The 16273-nt window shown below is 64.8% G+C and carries 14 protein-coding genes; 10 read left to right on the plus strand and 4 right to left on the minus strand.

Features of this window, described 5'->3' with window-relative positions:
* Positions 1 to 150 precede the first annotated feature (150 nt).
* The gene (locus tag Q0L48_RS05840) at positions 151 to 861 is read left to right on the plus strand and encodes a hypothetical protein (RefSeq protein ID WP_296718356.1); all 711 of its coding nucleotides are present in this window, start codon (positions 151 to 153) and stop codon (positions 859 to 861) included.
* Between the two features lie 9 nt (positions 862 to 870).
* On the opposite strand, the gene astD is transcribed toward Q0L48_RS05840, so the two are convergent.
* Positions 871 to 2283, minus strand: coding sequence for a succinylglutamate-semialdehyde dehydrogenase (gene astD, locus Q0L48_RS05845; protein WP_296718359.1), 1413 nt, complete (start codon positions 2281 to 2283; stop codon positions 871 to 873).
* A gap of 105 nt (positions 2284 to 2388) precedes the next feature.
* Entirely contained in the window at positions 2389 to 3810 is a 1422-nt protein-coding gene (locus tag Q0L48_RS05850) for a protein adenylyltransferase SelO (RefSeq protein WP_296718363.1), read from the minus strand.
* Between the two features lie 92 nt (positions 3811 to 3902).
* On the opposite strand from Q0L48_RS05850, the gene Q0L48_RS05855 reads away from it, so the two are divergent.
* The 5 genes from Q0L48_RS05855 to Q0L48_RS05875 all read left to right on the plus strand — a co-directional run bounded on the left by Q0L48_RS05855 (position 3903) and on the right by Q0L48_RS05875 (position 9725).
* A complete protein-coding gene (locus Q0L48_RS05855) occupies positions 3903 to 4769 on the plus strand; it encodes an alpha/beta hydrolase (protein ID WP_296718366.1) in 867 nt (288 codons plus the stop codon).
* Entirely contained in the window at positions 4766 to 5908 is a 1143-nt protein-coding gene (locus tag Q0L48_RS05860) for a glycosyltransferase family 4 protein (protein ID WP_296718368.1), read from the plus strand. The genes Q0L48_RS05855 and Q0L48_RS05860 overlap by 4 nt, the downstream gene beginning before the upstream one ends.
* Positions 5909 to 6102: 194 nt before the next feature.
* Complete coding sequence (locus Q0L48_RS05865; RefSeq protein WP_296718371.1) at positions 6103 to 6882, plus strand: tetratricopeptide repeat protein; 780 nt, start codon at positions 6103 to 6105, stop codon at positions 6880 to 6882.
* Between the two features lie 22 nt (positions 6883 to 6904).
* Positions 6905 to 8251, plus strand: a complete 1347-nt coding sequence (locus tag Q0L48_RS05870; protein WP_296718373.1) for a PQQ-binding-like beta-propeller repeat protein — start codon at positions 6905 to 6907, stop codon at positions 8249 to 8251.
* Between the two features lie 61 nt (positions 8252 to 8312).
* Positions 8313 to 9725 carry a DUF1295 domain-containing protein gene (locus Q0L48_RS05875; protein ID WP_296718375.1) on the plus strand — a complete coding sequence of 471 codons (1413 nt, stop codon included), beginning with the start codon at positions 8313 to 8315 and terminating at the stop codon, positions 9723 to 9725.
* 10 nt (positions 9726 to 9735) lie between these two features.
* Here Q0L48_RS05875 and Q0L48_RS05880 read toward each other — a convergent pair whose 3' ends face one another.
* A complete protein-coding gene (locus Q0L48_RS05880) occupies positions 9736 to 11106 on the minus strand; it encodes a glutamate--cysteine ligase (protein WP_296718377.1) in 1371 nt (456 codons plus the stop codon).
* A gap of 84 nt (positions 11107 to 11190) precedes the next feature.
* Positions 11191 to 11949, minus strand: a complete 759-nt coding sequence (locus tag Q0L48_RS05885; RefSeq protein WP_296718378.1) for a 16S rRNA (uracil(1498)-N(3))-methyltransferase — start codon at positions 11947 to 11949, stop codon at positions 11191 to 11193.
* Positions 11950 to 11988: 39 nt separating this feature from the next.
* Between Q0L48_RS05885 and Q0L48_RS05890 the strand changes: the two genes are divergently transcribed.
* The 4 genes from Q0L48_RS05890 (at position 11989) to Q0L48_RS05905 (ending at position 16257) form a co-directional block, all read left to right on the plus strand.
* Entirely contained in the window at positions 11989 to 12372 is a 384-nt protein-coding gene (locus Q0L48_RS05890; protein ID WP_296718381.1) for a hypothetical protein, read from the plus strand.
* Complete coding sequence (gene ubiA, locus Q0L48_RS05895) at positions 12369 to 13277, plus strand: 4-hydroxybenzoate octaprenyltransferase (protein ID WP_296718383.1); 909 nt, start codon at positions 12369 to 12371, stop codon at positions 13275 to 13277. The genes Q0L48_RS05890 and ubiA overlap by 4 nt, the downstream gene beginning before the upstream one ends.
* A 4-nt stretch (positions 13278 to 13281) precedes the next feature.
* Entirely contained in the window at positions 13282 to 13884 is a 603-nt protein-coding gene (locus Q0L48_RS05900) for an SOS response-associated peptidase (protein WP_296718385.1), read from the plus strand.
* A 114-nt stretch (positions 13885 to 13998) separates the two neighbouring features.
* Positions 13999 to 16257 carry a M3 family metallopeptidase gene (locus Q0L48_RS05905; RefSeq protein ID WP_296718386.1) on the plus strand — a complete coding sequence of 753 codons (2259 nt, stop codon included), beginning with the start codon at positions 13999 to 14001 and terminating at the stop codon, positions 16255 to 16257.
* Positions 16258 to 16273: the final 16 nt, after the last annotated feature.

Raw genomic sequence — 16273 nt, forward strand, 5'->3', positions numbered from 1 at the left:
CACAACTTGCGGCCGCGCCCACCAAGCGGTCGCCGGCGCGAGCCTTCACGGTTCGCGGGAAGCGCCTTCGGAGCCGACCGGCCCCGGAGGCGCTTTTGCCGTGGGTCGGATCACGCGGATTCTTAACCATCTTCTGGCAATCGCCGGACTATGCGCTGCACCTCGTGCCTCATCCTGATTGCGCTGCTGGCGGCTTGCTCGGGCGAGAGCGAGGATCGCTTGCCGGTCGATCCGCTGGCGAGCGATCCGGTGGTGGCGCGCGCGCTGCATGACCCGTTGATGAGCGATCCGGATCTTGCTTCCCGCAACGAGGCCAATGCCTTGCTGGGCTTTGCTGGCGACACCGGGCTGCCAATGCTGCCCGCGACGCCAGAATCCGCGCGGGCAGCGCGTGAGGCGGCCCGGATCGAACTGCTGGTGAGCGGAGATATCGTGCCTTTACCCGCCGCTTCCGCTGATGGCGGACCGGTAGTCGCGGCCGATGCCACAGCCGAAGATCTGCTTGCGGTAATGCGCGCACCGGAGCGGTGCTCCGATGCGATCAAGGAGGGGTTCGTCTGGGCGGTAGACCCTCCACCGGTCGCTGCGATTATGCCGCACGGCATGGTCGTGCAGGCAGCAGGCGCGCGGTCTGCGCCATGCGATCTGCGCATCATCCGATACCGCACACCGGCAGCCCCCGACGATGTGCTGCAATACCATCTCACCCGCGCAGTGCGGGCAGGCCTGCGACCGGTGGTTTATGCCGATCCCGCTGCCAGCCTGTCGGCGCTTGGTGAAAATGGTGAGGCGCTCAGCGTGCATGTCCGCCACAGCGCGAGCGGCATGACCGCTGTCGATCTGCTGTACCGGGCGCCCTGACCGCTGAAATCAAGGCCTGAGGCCAACCCCTATCGTGGCGCGCGGCTGATCCACTTCGGTGCTGGCGACCGGATAGGCGCAATAATCGGCGGCATAATAGGCCGCCGGGCGATGATTGCCCGACAAGCCGATCCCGCCGAACGGTGCCTTCGACGAAGCGCCGTTGGTTGGCCCGTTCCAGTTGATGATCCCGGCGCGGATATTGGCCCAGAATCGTCCGTAATCTTCGGGCGTACCGCCGATCAGCGATGCTGACAGGCCAAAGCGTGTGTTGTTCGCCTCGGTAATCCCGGCGTCGAGATCAGGCACCCGGATCACCTGCAATATCGGGCCGAACAATTCGATATCGGGGCGGTCGGAGATGTTCGTCACATCGATGATACCGGCGGTCAGGAACGGGAGGTCGGGCACCGTGCGGCGCATGTGCAGCAGCGGGCGGCCCCCGGCTGTCACCAAGGTCAGAAAGCTTTCGGACAGGCGATCGGCGGTGTCGTTGTCGATCACCGGCCCCATGAAAGGCTGCGGCTCGCCCAGCGGATCGCCCACCATCAGCTTGCGGGTCAGCGGTACGAGTTCGGCCATCAGGTCGTCGTAAACGCTGTCTTTGACGATCAGCCGCCGGGCGGCAGTGCAGCGTTGCCCGGCGCTGGTGAACGCGCTTTGCACGATCAGCGCGGCGGCATCGGTCAGCTTGGGCGTGTCGATCACTACGATGGGATTGTTGCCGCCCATTTCCAGCGCGACGATCTTGCCCGGATTGGCGGCGAGTTTGCGGTTGATCGCAATCCCGACATTGGCCGAGCCGGTGAACAGCACGCCATCGACACCGGGGTGCGCAACCAGCGCCTTGCCTTCATCCGGCCCGCCGATCACCAGTTGGATCACATCTTCGGGCACGCCGGCGCGGTGGAAGCAGGCGACCAGCGCCTCGCCCACTGCGGGGGTCTTTTCCGAAGGTTTGAACAATACGGCATTGCCCGCAATCAGAGCGGGAATGATGTGGCCATTGGGCAGGTGCGCGGGAAAATTATACGGGCCGAGCACCACCATCACCCCATGCGGCTTGTGCCGCACGGCGGCGCTGCCGTTGATCCCGGCGTCGAATTTCTTCTTGCCGGTTCGTTCGGCATAAGCCTGCACCGCAATGTCGATCTTGTTCACTACCGCGTCGACTTCGCTGCGGGCTTCCCACAGGGGCTTGCCCGCCTCGCGCGCGATCAGTTCGGCCAGCGGTTCGGTTTCGCGGCGGACTTCGTTGGAAAAGGCGCGCAGAACGCCGATACGGCTGGTGAGCGGCAACGCGGCCCATGCGGGCCATGCACGGCGGGCGGTGCTGACTGCTGCCTCGACATCGCCATGCTTACCGCGCCACAGTTCCTCGCCGCTGGCCGGTTCATAGGAAACGAGGATGTTATCGGTCACTGCGCCTGTCTTTCCCCATATCGGTGCAATCCGTATCTTCGTGACCGGTAATGCGGCCCAAGCTGAAAAGATAGGGTGAAGACCCCTCCCGGAACAATCCGAGGATTATCCCTGATGCGCGTGTCCGGCAGGAACGGGTGCAGGTCCGTGCGCTTCACCCATGCGGCGCAAGGCGGCGACTTTGGCGTGGAGCGGAGCCCAGTCGTCGCCCTCGTCAATCGCCGCCCAGATCGCCTCGACCTCTTCTATCAGCATCGATTGGGGCGCCTCGTCCGACCAGTAAGCTTGCGCCGATGCGAGCGGGGTGTAATCCGCCAACGCCTCGCCCAGCGTACCGGTCGCCTCACCGCGCCCGCCGCGGTGCGCGAAGAAGAACGCATCGGGTTGTGCGCCGCTTTCGTTCATCGCCGCTTCGCACAGGCTGACGAGGCGGGTGTCCTCCTCGACCCCGCGCGGTTCCACCCCAATCCGCCAGCACCAGCGCCGGGCGACGGCCTGCATGTAGAGCGGCCCGAACCGTTCGAGCGCGGCGATCAGCGGCGCGCTGTCGGCCAGCAGGCGGAGCGCGACCGCAAACTGCCCGCAATTCCAATGCAGCGCTTCAGGCTGGCGGCCGAAAGCGTAAAGCCCGGCGTGATCGAAATAGGCGGCAGTAAAGCCCGGGTCCCATGTCGGCAGCCAGCGCCACGGGCCATAGTCGAAGCTTTCGCCGGTCACGTTCATGTTATCGGTGTTGAGCACTCCGTGGACGAAGCCTGCGACCATGTAGCTGGCGGCCAGATCGGCCATGCGTTCGACCACCTGATGCATCAGGATCACCGCCGGTTCGTCGCGGCCCGGAGCATTTGCGGGCGGCCGCGGGCCGCGGAACTGGGTGAGGCAGTAATCGACCAGCTGCGCCATTTCCTCCGCCTGCTCCAGCGCCAGCAACCGCTGGAAGGTGCCGATGCGGATGTGCGAATGGCTGAGCCGCACCATCACGGCGGAACGTGTCGGGCTTGGCTCGTCACCACGCCACAGCTTCTCCCCGGTTTCGACCACCGAGAAGGTTTTCGACGTGTTGACCCCCAGCGCCTCCAGCATTTCGGTGGCGAGAATCTCGCGCACTGCGCCCTTCAGAGTCAGTCGCCCGTCGCCTGCACGGCTGAACGGCGTCTCGCCCGATCCTTTGGTGCCGAGATCGAGCAGACGCCCTGACGCGTCGCGCAACTGCGCGAACAAGAACCCGCGGCCGTCCCCGATTTCGGGATTGTAGACCCGAAACTGGTGGCCGTGATATTTCAGCGCCAGCGGTTCGGGCAGATTGCCTTCCAGCGGAGCAAATCGTCCGAAATGCGCGGCCCATTCGGTATCGCCCAACCCGTCCAGCCCGACGGTTGCCGCAGCACGATCATTGCGGAAGCGGATGCGGGTTTCGGGAAAGGGCGCGGGCTCCACCGCGCTGCCCAGCCACGGCGCCAATGCAAGGATGGCGGGATCGGGACGATAGGGGCCGGATGAATCCGGGTGTTGCACAGCTTCGCTCATCCCGCGATAGTGGGGACAAGCGCATCGTCACGCAACCCGCCTTCACCGGCGGCTGGGGCGGTGCCATTCAACCCGAGGGAATATCGCCGTTCATGGCCGCACATTACGAAGATCGCTACTGGACCAGCAGCGACGGATTGAACCTGCACTATCGCAATTATCCCGGTCCCGAAGGGGATGCCGGGCTGCCGGTGCTGTGTCTTCACGGCCTGACCCGCAACGTCCGCGATTTTGCCGGGCTGGCCGAGGATCTGTGCGCGCGGCACCGGGTGATCGTGCCCGAAATGCGCGGGCGCGGGCTGAGCGATTATTCACCGGATTCCGATAGCTACAACCCGCTCACCTATGTCGCCGACGTGGAGCGGCTGCTGGCCGAACAGGGCATTACCCGCTTCATCGCCATCGGTACCTCGATGGGCGGGCTGATGACCATGCTGCTGGCCGAGGCGCAGCCGGGGCGGATCGCGGCGGTGGTGATGAATGATATCGGGCCGGTGGTCGACGCCGATGGGCTTTCGCGCATTTCGGGCTATGTCGGGCAGGGGCGCAGCTACCCCACCTGGGTCCACGCTGCGCGCGGGCTGGAGGCGGTGCACGCCCCTGCGTTCCCCGATTACGACCTGGACCAGTGGCTCGACATGGCCAAGCGGACGATGGTGGTGAGCCAGAACGGGCGGATTACCTTCGATTACGACATGGCCATTGCCGAGCCGTTCGCGAAGCCCGGCAATGCCGCGCCGTCCAACCTGTGGCTCGCTTTCGAGGCGCTGCGCGGCGTGCCGATGCTGCTGGTGCGCGGCGAATTGTCCGATCTGCTCAGCGCAGAAACGGTCACGCAGATGGGGGTGCGCAACCCGGCGATGCGCAGCATCACCGTGCCGCGCGTCGGCCACGCCCCGACGCTAGACGAACCTGAGGTGCGCACGGCGATCCACGCTCTGCTGGACGGGATTGCATGAGCGAGAGCAGCGGAGCTGCCATCCGCGTTCTCCACTGCCATTCGACGTTCTCCGCTGGGGGCAAGGAAGTGCGCAGCGTCGGGTTGATGAACGCATTCGGCGCGGCGCTGGACCACACGGTCGTCTCGGCAGAGCCTGACGCTATGGGCGCGCGCGCGCTGATCGATGGCAGCGTGACAGTGCACTATCCGACGGATTTTCCCTCGCTCAAGGGGCTGCCCACACCCGGACGGCTGGCGGCATTGGCAGAGGCGCTCAAGGGCTATGACCTGATCTGCACCTATAACTGGGGCGCGATCGATGTGGCGATGGCACATGCCGTGTTCGCCGGGAATTTCGGCTTGCCCCCGCTGGTGCACCACGAAGACGGGTTCAACGAGGACGAGGCGGGCGGGCTGAAGACCCGGCGCAACCTGTACCGCCGCGCCGCGCTGAACCGGGCGAGCCGCCTGATCGTGCCTTCGACCGGATTGGAGCGGATTGCGCTGAACGCGTGGGGGCAACCGCGCGCCAAGGTGCTGCGGATCGCCAACGGGATCGACACCGCTGCCTTTGCCGCGCCGCCGCAACCGGGTGCATTACGGGTGGTCAAGCGCGGCGGCGAACGCTGGATCGGCACGCTTGCGGGCTTGCGGGCGGTCAAGCAATTGCCGCTGATGGTACAGGCGATGGCGGAGATGCCCGATCACTGGCATCTCGTCATTTGCGGCGACGGGCCGGAGCGCGATGCGATCCGCGCCGCGGCAGAGGCCTGCGAGATCAGCCACCGCGTCCACCTGCCCGGTGCCGTGGCCGATCCGGCGCAGGTTATCGGCCTGTTCGATATCTTCGCGCTGTCCTCCGCGTCGGAACAGTTCCCGCTGTCGGTGGTGGAGGCGATGGCTGCGGGTTTGCCGGTGGTGGCACCCGATGTGGGGGATATCCGGCAAATGGTGGCCGAACCCAACCGCGCCTTCATCGCCGTGCCGGACGATCCGCAGGCGCTCGGCATGATGTTCGCCGAACTGGCCGACGATCCCGATCTGCGCGCCCGCATCGGAGCAGCCAATCGCGACCGCGCGCGCACGCATTACGACGCGGCGCAGATGGCGGGGCACTACCGCGCAGGCTATTCGCAGGCACTGGGGCGCGACTTCTGACGTGCCCGGAATCGGGCGCGCTTCATCCCCCGTTCAAATCTGCACGGGCACGTGGCTGCGCAGATTGGCAGGGAAGGGCTTGTCCCGCCCGGCTCTGCCCGGCATTGCGGAAGCGGTCGCAACTGCATAAAGAGCGCGGCTGACCCCGCGCGTGCAGCGCAACGCATATTTTGTCACAGGGAACACAAGGCCGAATGGCGCGCACTCCGACCACTTCCACCCCCGTACCGGCGACCCCCGCCGAAGACGAGATCCTGATACGCGAGATCGACGAGGCGGTGCGTCAGGACGATGCGCTCGCATTTTTCCGCAATCACGGGATCAAGGTGCTGGGCGCGGTGATCGTGCTGGTCGCCGGGCTGGGCGGCTATTTGCTGTGGGACAAGCAGCGCGAAAGCGCGCTGGAGGCGCAGTCCGAAACGCTGATTGCGGCGCTCGATTACGCCAATCAGAACGATTTCAAGACCGCGAGCGAAACGGTTGCCCCTTTGCTCGACGCAGGTTCGCCCGGCGCGCGCACTGCAGCGCGGTTGTTGCAGGCGGGCGCGGCGTTGCAAGCGGGCGATGTCGACAAGGCCGCAGGACTGTACCAGCAGGTCGCCGATGATGCCGATGCACCGCCGGTGATGCGCGATCTGGCGCGCATCCGCGATGTCACGGCGCGGTTCGACAGCATGAAGCCGGCTGATATCATCGCCCGGATGGAACCGCTCGCCCAGCCCGACAATCCGTGGTTTGGCAGCGCAGCGGAACTGGTGGCGATGGCGCACCTCGAAGCAGGCAACAACGCCGAGGCTGGCGCATTGTTCGCGCAGATCGCCAAGGATGAAGAACAGCCCGAAACCCTGCGTTCGCGCGCGCGGCAGATGGCTGGGCTGCTGGGTGTCGATGCAATCGTTGACGTGGAAAAACTGCTGGAAGACGAAGGGATCGTCGCTTCCGGAGGGAATGGCGGCGCTGCTGTCGCCAATTAGAAACAGGTTTGAACAGACGGGTATGAACAACTTGAAAAATGCACGCGCCGCGTTGCTCGCGGGCATGATGGCAATGGCTCTGACCGGCTGCAAGGGCGGTCTGTTCGGCGGCGGCGAGGACAAGACCACGCCGACGGTCGGCAATCGCACCCCGATCCTTTCCCGCATCGAAAGCGGAGCGGAAGTCGATCCGGCACTGGCGGCGATCAGCGTGGTGCTGCCCCCGGCGCGCAACAACACCGAATGGCCGCAGGTCGGCGGATCGGCGAGCAAGTCCTACGGGCATCTCGCGCTAGCGGAAAATCCGGCCAAGGCATGGACCGCCCAAATCGCCGGATCGACCAACCGCGTTCGCCTCGCCGCAGCGCCGGTGATCGGCAGCGACAAGCTGTATGTCGAAGGCACCGACGGCACCGTCCACGCGTTCGACAAGAAAACCGGCGCAGAGGTGTGGAGCCGGCGCGAAACCGAGATCGATGACGATACGCGCAATTCGGCCTTCGGCGGCGGGGTCAGCTATGACAACGGGATCGTCTACGCCACCAATGGTGCAGGCTACGTCAAGGCCAAGCGTGCTGAAACCGGCGAATTGCTGTGGCGGGTCAAGCCCGCAGGTCCGTTGCGCGGATCGCCCACCATCGCGTTCGGTCAGCTGTTCGTAATGACTCAGGATAACCAGATCATTGCGCTCAACATCGCGGATGGATCGCTGGTGTGGGACGAATCCGGTTCTACCACGCAATCGGGCGTGTTCGGCGTGGCGGCTCCGGCGGCTGGGCAGGGCACCATCGTCGCCGGTTATTCGAGCGGCGAACTCAGCGCCTACCGGTATGAAAACGGCCGCGTGCTGTGGTCGGACGCGCTGGCACGCACCAATATCTCGACCACGGTCGGTTCGATCACCGATATCGATGCCGATCCGATCATCGATTCCGGCCGCGTCTATGCGCTGGGTCAGGGCGGGCGCATGGCGGCCTATGAACTGGTCACCGGCCAGCGCATCTGGGAACTGAACCTTGCGGGCATTTCCACTCCGGCGATTGCGGGCGAATGGATTTTCACGCTGACCGACGACGCACGCCTGCTCGCCATTGCCCGGTCGAGCGGACGGGTGCGCTGGATCGCCCAGCTTCAGCAATTCCGCGATGAGAAAGACAAGGAAGGTCCGATCTTCTGGACCGGCCCGGTATTGGCGGGCGGCCAGTTGTGGATCGCCAGCTCGCGCGGCGAGGTGTGGAAGGTGAGCGCAGCCGAAGGCTCGGCCCAGTTGTTCGCGGATATCGATCAGCCGGTCAGCCTGCCGCCGGTGGTGGCCGACGGTCATCTGTACATTCTCGACGATAGCGGCACGATTCACGCTTGGCGCTAAAGCGCCGCGCCGGACATGCGCGAAAGGGCTATTAACCCTTTCGCGCTAATGCGGGCGCGTGATGAGCGCGCCTTACTCGCCTGATAGACCTGCAAGATCCGCCCCGCCGCCGAGCGATGTATCGGCGGGCGTCGGGCTGGTCGGGCTGGCCGGGCTGTTCGCGTGGATCGCGTTCTGCCGATCATACCCCGAGATTGCCGAGGTGCTGGGCTTTTCCGGCGGCTTTGCCGCATCGCGCGGCGTGCTATCCGGACCCTATGCTGCGCTGGCTGCGATGCTGTTCACCGCGCTGCCGATGGGGCTGTGGTCGGTGCTGGTGGACAAGGTTCACCGGCGCCCCTCGACCGGGATCGACTGGAGCCTGCGCCGACCGCTTGCCGAAAGTCTGCCGATTTCGGTGGTCAAGCTTTCGGGTCTGTGGGCGACCTGGGCTTTGCTCGCCGCGTTCTACGGCCTTGCGCGCTGGTACTGGAACGGCTCCTACCTGTTCGCGATGGAGGTGCTGACCTTCGCCGCCGTGCCGCTGGTGGCGCTCTCGATCCCCTATGTCATCTGGCTCGACCGGCACCTGATCGAACCGCGCGACGGCACCTGGCAATTCGGCGCGTTCCTGCTCGGCGGCGGCGTGATCGGGCGTGAGACGTGGGACGGAGTGCAGATTGCCAAACACTGGCAGGCGTGGATCATCAAGGGCTTCTTCGGCGCGTTCATGATCTCCATCCTGCCGGGCGGCTTCGCTCAGGTGGTCGAGGCCGATCCGGCGCAATTGTTCGGCAACCCGGTGCAGTTCGTGATGCTGCTGGTGACGCTTCTGTTCGTGATCGACGTGCAGATCGGCACGGTCGGCTACCTTCTGACACTGCGCCCGCTGGATTCGCATATCCGATCAGGCAACCCGCTGGTGGCTGGATGGCTGGCGGCGCTGCTGTGTTACCCGCCGTTCGTGTGGGGCATCATCGGGCCTGACAATCAGGTGCTCAGCTACGAGACCGGCACCGCCGGCTGGGCGCACTGGTTCGCCGGCAATGATACCTTGCTGTGGGGCTGGGGCGCACTGCTGGTGGGCCTGACCGCGATCTATGCCTGGGCGACGGTGGTGTTCGGCATTCGCTTTTCCAACCTCACCTATCGCGGTGTGCTGACCCACGGCCCCTATCGCTTCACCCGCCATCCGGCCTATCTGTCGAAGAACCTGTTCTGGTGGGCTTCGGTAATGCCGTTCCTGGTCACCAACGGTTCGGTTGCGGACGGGTTACGCAACACGTTCTTTCTGCTGGTGGTGAACGGTATCTACTACTGGCGCGCACACACCGAAGAGACGCATTTGTTGGCCGAAGACCCCAAATATGCCGAATATCATGCGTGGATGGCCGATCACGGCCTGATCACCGCGCCGCTGACCCGGTTGGCGCGGCTGCTGACAGGGCGAGGGCCGGAGCGTTCGCCTGCAACCCACGCGTTCCCCGCCGAATAGCGCTTTTCCGTCAGAACGACTGTTCGTAGACCCGGCTGATATCGCCGTTCCATTCGCCGTGATAGGCATCCAGCAACCGCTGGGCCGGCACCTTGCCGCTGGCGACGATCTCGTCGAGCGCCTCGAGAAAGCCGGTTTCGTTATCGCCCGAGGAATTGAGCCGCGCGCGCGCCGCCAACCCCTTGTGCGCAATCGCCAACGCCTCGCGCCCGATATCGCGCAGGGTTCCGCCGCCGGGGACGGGCGCATCAAGCGCCAGCCGGGGCGCGGCATTGCGCAGCGCCTCGCGCTCTTCCATCGTCCAGCCCTTGACCAGATCCCACGCCGCATCGAGCGCGCCTTGGTCATACAGCAGCCCGACCCAGAAGGCCGGAAGCGCGCAAATCCGGTTCCACGGCCCGCCATCGGCGCCGCGCATTTCGAGGAAGCTTTTCAGCCGCACTTCGGGAAAAGCGGTGGACAGGTGATCCCACCAGTCGCTCTGCGTCGGGCGCTCGCCCGGCAAGACCGACAGCTTGCCGTCGAGAAAATCGCGGAACGAAAGCCCTGCCGCGTCGATATATTTGCCGTCGCGGAACACGAAATACATCGGCACATCGAGCATATATCGCGCCCAGCGTTCGTAGCCGAAACCGTCCTCGAACACGAAGGGCAGCATCCCGGTGCGATGCGGATCGGTGTCCGACCAGATGTGCGAGCGGTATGACAGGAAGCCATTGGGCTTGCCCTCGGTAAAGGGCGAATTGGCGAACAGCGCGGTCGCCAGCGGTTGCAGCGCAAGCCCGACGCGGAACTTTTTCACCATGTCGGCTTCGCTGCTGTAATCGAGGTTCACCTGGATCGTGCAGGTGCGCAGCATCATGTCGAGGCCCATCGTGCCGACCCGCGGCATATGCCGCAGCATGATGTCATAGCGGCCCTTGGGCATGATCGGCAGTTCTTCGCGGGTCTTGTCCGGCCACATGCCGAGGCCGAGATAGCTGACCCCGCACTTTTCACCGACTGCCTTGACCTGTTCCAGATGCCGCCCGGTTTCGGCGCAGGTCTGGTGCAGGTTTTCGAGCGGCGCGCCCGACAATTCGAGCTGCCCGGCCGGTTCGAGGCTGACCGCGCCGTCGGTGCCCTTCAAAGCGATGACGTTGCCGCCTTCCTCGACCGGCTGCCAGCCGAATTGTTCAAGGCCGCCGAGCAGGTCGCGGATGCCGCAAGGCTCGTCATAGGAAGGGGCGCGGTGATCGGCGCGCTTGTAGACCAGCTTTTCGTGCTCGGTGCCGATCCGCCAGTCGGACTTGGGCTTTTCGCCGCCGATCATCGGGGCGACCAATTGGTCGAGACTTTCGATGATCGGATCGTCTGCGGTGCTGGTTTCGCGTGTGCTCATCGAAGGTGCCCTCTTTGGCCGGTGGCCTTAGAAAACCCGATTGCCGGTGGGAAGCGAAAACGCGTTTGTTTGCGCGAAGCTCCGCTACCAGTCGCCCGCGCTGGCCATCCAGACCGCAATCGCAGCAATGGCAGCGGTTTCGCCGCGAAGGATACGCGGGCCGAGAGTGATGGCGCGCGCAGCGGGGTGGGCGCGGATTGCGGCGCGCTCGGCATCGTCGAACCCGCCCTCGGGGCCGGTGAGGATCGCGGCGGGTCCGGTATGGGCGGCGAAAGCGGTCGCTGCAGGCTCGCCGCCGTTCTCGTCGGCGAAGAACAGCGCGCGGTGTTCGGGCCAATCCGCCAGTAGCGCATCCAGCTTCACTGGTTCGGCCAGCGCGGGAAGCACGGTTCGGGCGCATTGTTCGGCGGCTTCGGTGGTGATCGTGCGGGCGCGGTCGAGGTTCAGTTTGTCGGCCACGCAGCGCCGGGTGATTACCGGCTGGATGCGTGCGGCACCGAGTTCGGTCGCCTTCTCCAGCGCCAGATCGAACCGATCCTTCTTGAGCAGGGCAGGGCAGAGCCACAGGTCCGGCACCGCCTCGCGCGGGCGGAGCATTTCGGCCACCTCCAGCACAACTTCGCGCTTGCCGACATCGCTGACCCGCGCAGCCCATTCACCGGTAATGTCATCGCACAGGATCACGACGTCGCCGGGGGCGGCACGCATTACACGGGATAGATAATGCGCCGGATTGCCTTCGATCCGAACAGCCGCACCGGCGTGCAGTTCGTCGACGACGAACAGGCGTGGGGCGCTTTTCGGGGGCCAGGCGGGAACCTTCGGATGGTGTGCGGCGGGCATGGCTTTGCACTAGGCGCTCGGGCCGCTAGGGAGCAAGTCATGTCCACGCGTACCGCACAATTCGGGATTGCTGCCGTGTTCCTCGTGCTGGGCGGCTGGGCGCTGTTCGCGCCGTCGAGTGTGATCGAACTCGGCGTGACCGAGGCCTATCGCGACAGCACCTTCCTCACCCGCTTTGCGCTTGCGTGCTTCGGTGCGCAGGCTGTGCTGTTCGGGCTGATGGCGCTGGTGGTGCGGTGGAGCCCGCGGGCGTTTCTGGTCTTTGCCGTTCTGCTGCTGCCGTTCTTCGGCTTCAACTGGTATTTCCATTACGAAGTGCCGGTGCTGACTTCGGTCGGGATGCTCGATTTCGCCGGCAATGTGACGATGCTGGCGCTGGCGATCATCGGCTGGCGCGCGGCTCGCAGCGAGGCGGCGGCGTGAACAGCGATATTGTTCCTGACAGCGAACATAGGGGACTGGTGGCGCGGCTGCCGCAGCTTCCGCGTGATCTGGCGCAGTTGGCGCGGTTCGACCGGCCGATCGGCTGGTGGCTATTATTCTGGCCCTGCGTGTTCGGGGTCTGGCTGGCGGGAGCGGGGGCGCAGTTCGCGCTGCTCGGCTGGCTGCTGCTCGGCAGCATCGCGATGCGCGGGGCAGGGTGCGTCTATAACGACATCGTCGATGCCGAGCTGGACCGGCAGGTCGCGCGCACGGCCTTGCGCCCGGTGGCGAGCGGGCGCGTGTCGAAAAAGCTGGCATGGGGCTGGCTCATCGCACTGTGCCTCGTCGGGCTCATCGTGCTGCTGCAATTGCGCTGGCAGGCACAGCTGGTTGCGCTCGGCAGCCTCGCGCTGGTCGCGGCCTATCCCTTCATGAAGCGGATCACATGGTGGCCGCAGGCGTGGCTGGGCATGGTGTTCAACTGGGGGCTGCTGGTCGGGTGGAGCGAACTGCGCTGGGACAATTGGGATGCGCTGGCGGCCGTCTATGCCGGGTGCATCTGCTGGGTGATCGGTTACGACACGATCTATGCGCTGCAGGACCGCGAGGATGATGCGATGGTCGGCATCCGCTCGTCGGCGCTGGCGATGGGCGCAAAGGTGCAGGCGGGTATTGCGGGCTTCTATGCAGCGACGATCGCGCTGTGGGCGCTGGGCTTTTGGCTGTACCGCCCCGATCCGCTGGCGCTGCTCGCCTTGCTGCCGGTGGCGGGACATCTGGTATGGCAGGTGGCGAGCCTCGATGCGAACGATCCCGCCAATCCGCTCGCCCGCTTCCGCTCCAACCGCTGGGCCGGGGCGCTGATGGCGGCGGCGTGCTTCGTGGTCGGTAACGCCGGAGCCTGAGGCGATGTGCAACCTCTACCGCATGACGAAAAACGCCAGCGAAGTCGCCGCGTGGTTCGATGCGGTCGACGCGGCACAGGGCGCGAATTTCGGGGAGGAGGTCTATCCCGGCTATCCCGGACTGGTGGTCGCCGAAGGCGAGGTGCGCCCGATGACATGGGGCTTTCCACTGGTGCGACAAGGCAAGCAGGGCCAGCCGCTGAAGCCCAAGCCGGTCAACAACGCTCGCACCGACAAGCTGGGGACGTTCTTCTGGCGCTACGCCTTTGAAGAACGTCGCTGCCTGATCCCGCTGACCGCCTGGGCCGAGGCGGAAGGTCCGAAGGGACACATGACTCGCACGTGGCTTTCGCTGCCCGGCGCCCCGATGTTTGCCGCCGCCGGCGTGTGGCGGCACAGCGAGGAATGGGGTGCGTGTTATTCGATGGTGATGACGGATAGCGCCGGATCGGCGGCAGCGGACGTTCACACCCGAATGCCGGTGCTGCTCGCGCCGGAGAATCAGCCGCGCTGGATCGCCGCCACCCCAAACGAGGCGCTGGCCCTGTGCCGTGCTTGGGAGGGGCCGCTCACCATTGATCGCACCAACGAAAGCTGGCGGCGCTGAAGCCGTATCTTGCAAACTTGGGTCATACCCTGTTCAACAGCGCCCATGCATAACAGCCGCATAAAGCTGCCCACCCGCAGCGCTTTGCGATAAACCTGAGAGAGACTGTCCTTTATGACTACCCGTAACCTCGTTGCCGCGCTTTCCACCGTTTCCGCCGCCGCGCTGCTGTCTGCCTGCGCGACCACTCCCGGAGGCACCGCAATGACTGCCCCTGCCGCCGCGTCGCAAGCCACAGCTATTCCCGAAGGCACCGGTTATTTCGCCGCCGACAGCACGCTGCCGTTCCTCGCGCCCGATTTCACCAAGATCAGCGAGGATGATTACGTCCCCGCCTTCAAACAGGGGATGGCGATCAACAAGGCCGAAGTCGCGCAGATCATCGCCAATCCGGAAGCGCCGACTTTTGAAAACACCATCGTAGCGCTGGAAAAATCGGGTCGGATGCTCGGCCGGGTCGCGCGCGTGTTCTATGCGCTGACCGGCTCCAACACGAACGACCGGCTCGACGCTATCGATACCGAGATCAGCCCGGAGCTTTCGGCGCATTCGGATTCGATCACGCTCAACCCCGAACTCTTCGCGCGGGTGAAGGCGGTTTACGACAGTCGCGCCAGTCTTGGCCTGTCGGTCGAGGAATCGCGGCTGCTGGAAGAAACCTACAAGGAAATGGTCCACGCCGGCGCGCTGCTGACCGAGGCCGAGCGCGAGCAGGTGAAGGCGATCAATTCCGAATTGTCGACGCTGACCACCGAATTCAGCCAGAAGCTGCGCACTGCGACCAATGCACAGCCGCTGATCGTCGATACGGCAGAGCAACTGGCGGGCCTTTCGGATGCCGACATCAAGGCCGCCGCCGATCTCGCGACCGAAAAGGGCTTTCCCGGCAAATATGCCATCGCACTGCAGAACACCACGCAGCAGCCGCTGCTGCCGACGCTGGAAAACCGCGCCACCCGTGAGGCGCTGTTCAAGCTGAGCTATAACCGTGCCGACGGGGCGAACCCCGAATATGACACCCGCCTGCTGCTGGCGCGGATCGCGGCCCTGCGCGCGCAGAAAGCGGCGCTGTTCGGCGAGGCGGACTGGGCCAGCTACGCGATGTATGATCGCATGGCCAAGACCCCTGAAACCGCGCTGAACTTCATGCAACAGATGGTCCCCGCGCTCGCCGCCACGCAGCGGCGCGAGGCGGCGCTGCTGACTCAGGCGATTGCTGCCGAGGGCGGCGATTACGCTGTGCAGCCGTGGGACTGGTATCGCTACGCCAACCAGATCAAGGCCGAACGCTACGATCTCGATGAAGACGCGGTTATGGAATATTTCCAGCTCGAAAAGGTGCTGGAAGACGGCGTGTTCTACATGGCGAACAAGCTTTACGGCCTCGATTTCGAACGCCGCACCGACATTCCGACCTATCATCCCGACGTGTGGACCTACACCGTGTTCGATGCGGACGGTTCGGAACTCGGCCTGTTCTATTTCGATCCGTTCCAGCGCCCGTCCAAGCGTGGCGGCGCTTGGATGAGCAACTTCGTCGAACAGAGCGATCTGTGGGGCACCCAGCCGGTGATCTACAACGTGCTCAACATCCCCAAGGCTGCGCCCGGCGAAGCGCAGTTGGTGAGCTTCGACAACGTCAACACCATCTTTCACGAATTCGGCCACGCGCTGCACGGCTTCTTCGCCGACCAGAAGTTCGAAAGCCTCTCGGGCACCGCAACCGCGCGCGACTTCGTCGAATATCCGAGCCAGGTTCACGAAATGTGGGCGACCTGGCCGGAGGTGTTGCAGAACTATGCCAAGCACTACCAGACCGGCGAAACCATCCCGATGGAGCTGGTCGAGAAGATCGAGGCCGCATCCAAGTTCAATCAGGGCTATGATTTCGGCGAGGTCGTGGCTGCAGCGCTGCTCGACATGAAGTGGGCCGCGCTGACGCCGCAGGAAGCCGCCGCGATCGATACCCCGGCTGAAGTCGATGCCTTCGAACGCCGTTCGCTGGAGGAACTCGGGCTGGAAATCGATCTGGTGCCGCCGCGTTACCGCTCGACCTATTTCAACCACATCTTCAGCGATCCGGCGGGTTATTCCGCAGGCTATTACAGCTATTTGTGGACCGAAATGCTCGACCGCGACAGCCGCAAGTGGTTCCGCGAAAACGGCGGACTGACCCGCGCAAATGGCGATCACTATCGCCAGACGGTGCTGAGCCGCGGCGGGACGATGGACTATTTCGAGATGTTCGAAAACTTCGCCGGTCGCCAGCCCAATGTGCAGCCGATGCTCGAAGCGCGCGGTCTGGCCGGACAGAGCGACATGGTCGACACCGAAGCGTCCGACGGCAAGTTGCCGCCTCGCAGCGTCGATTAATCCGTTAGTGCAAGGG

The organism is Erythrobacter sp. (assembly GCF_024305245.1).
In the GTDB taxonomy this organism is placed as follows: Bacteria; Pseudomonadota; Alphaproteobacteria; order Sphingomonadales; family Sphingomonadaceae; genus Erythrobacter.

What these genes read in the sequence shown, in the direction of transcription:
- Q0L48_RS05840 (WP_296718356.1), top strand. Translation starts at nt 151, where the DNA reads ATGCGCTGCACCTCGTGCCTCATCCTGATTGCGCTGCTGGCGGCTTGC.
- Q0L48_RS05850 (WP_296718363.1), bottom strand. Translation starts at nt 3,810, where the DNA reads ATGAGCGAAGCTGTGCAACACCCGGATTCATCCGGCCCCTATCGTCCC.
- Q0L48_RS05855 (WP_296718366.1), top strand. Translation starts at nt 3,903, where the DNA reads ATGGCCGCACATTACGAAGATCGCTACTGGACCAGCAGCGACGGATTG.
- Q0L48_RS05860 (WP_296718368.1), top strand. Translation starts at nt 4,766, where the DNA reads ATGAGCGAGAGCAGCGGAGCTGCCATCCGCGTTCTCCACTGCCATTCG.
- Q0L48_RS05865 (WP_296718371.1), top strand. Translation starts at nt 6,103, where the DNA reads ATGGCGCGCACTCCGACCACTTCCACCCCCGTACCGGCGACCCCCGCC.
- Q0L48_RS05870 (WP_296718373.1), top strand. Translation starts at nt 6,905, where the DNA reads ATGAACAACTTGAAAAATGCACGCGCCGCGTTGCTCGCGGGCATGATG.
- Q0L48_RS05875 (WP_296718375.1), top strand. Translation starts at nt 8,313, where the DNA reads ATGAGCGCGCCTTACTCGCCTGATAGACCTGCAAGATCCGCCCCGCCG.
- Q0L48_RS05880 (WP_296718377.1), bottom strand. Translation starts at nt 11,106, where the DNA reads ATGAGCACACGCGAAACCAGCACCGCAGACGATCCGATCATCGAAAGT.
- Q0L48_RS05885 (WP_296718378.1), bottom strand. Translation starts at nt 11,949, where the DNA reads ATGCCCGCCGCACACCATCCGAAGGTTCCCGCCTGGCCCCCGAAAAGC.
- Q0L48_RS05890 (WP_296718381.1), top strand. Translation starts at nt 11,989, where the DNA reads ATGTCCACGCGTACCGCACAATTCGGGATTGCTGCCGTGTTCCTCGTG.
- Q0L48_RS05900 (WP_296718385.1), top strand. Translation starts at nt 13,282, where the DNA reads ATGTGCAACCTCTACCGCATGACGAAAAACGCCAGCGAAGTCGCCGCG.
- Q0L48_RS05905 (WP_296718386.1), top strand. Translation starts at nt 13,999, where the DNA reads ATGACTACCCGTAACCTCGTTGCCGCGCTTTCCACCGTTTCCGCCGCC.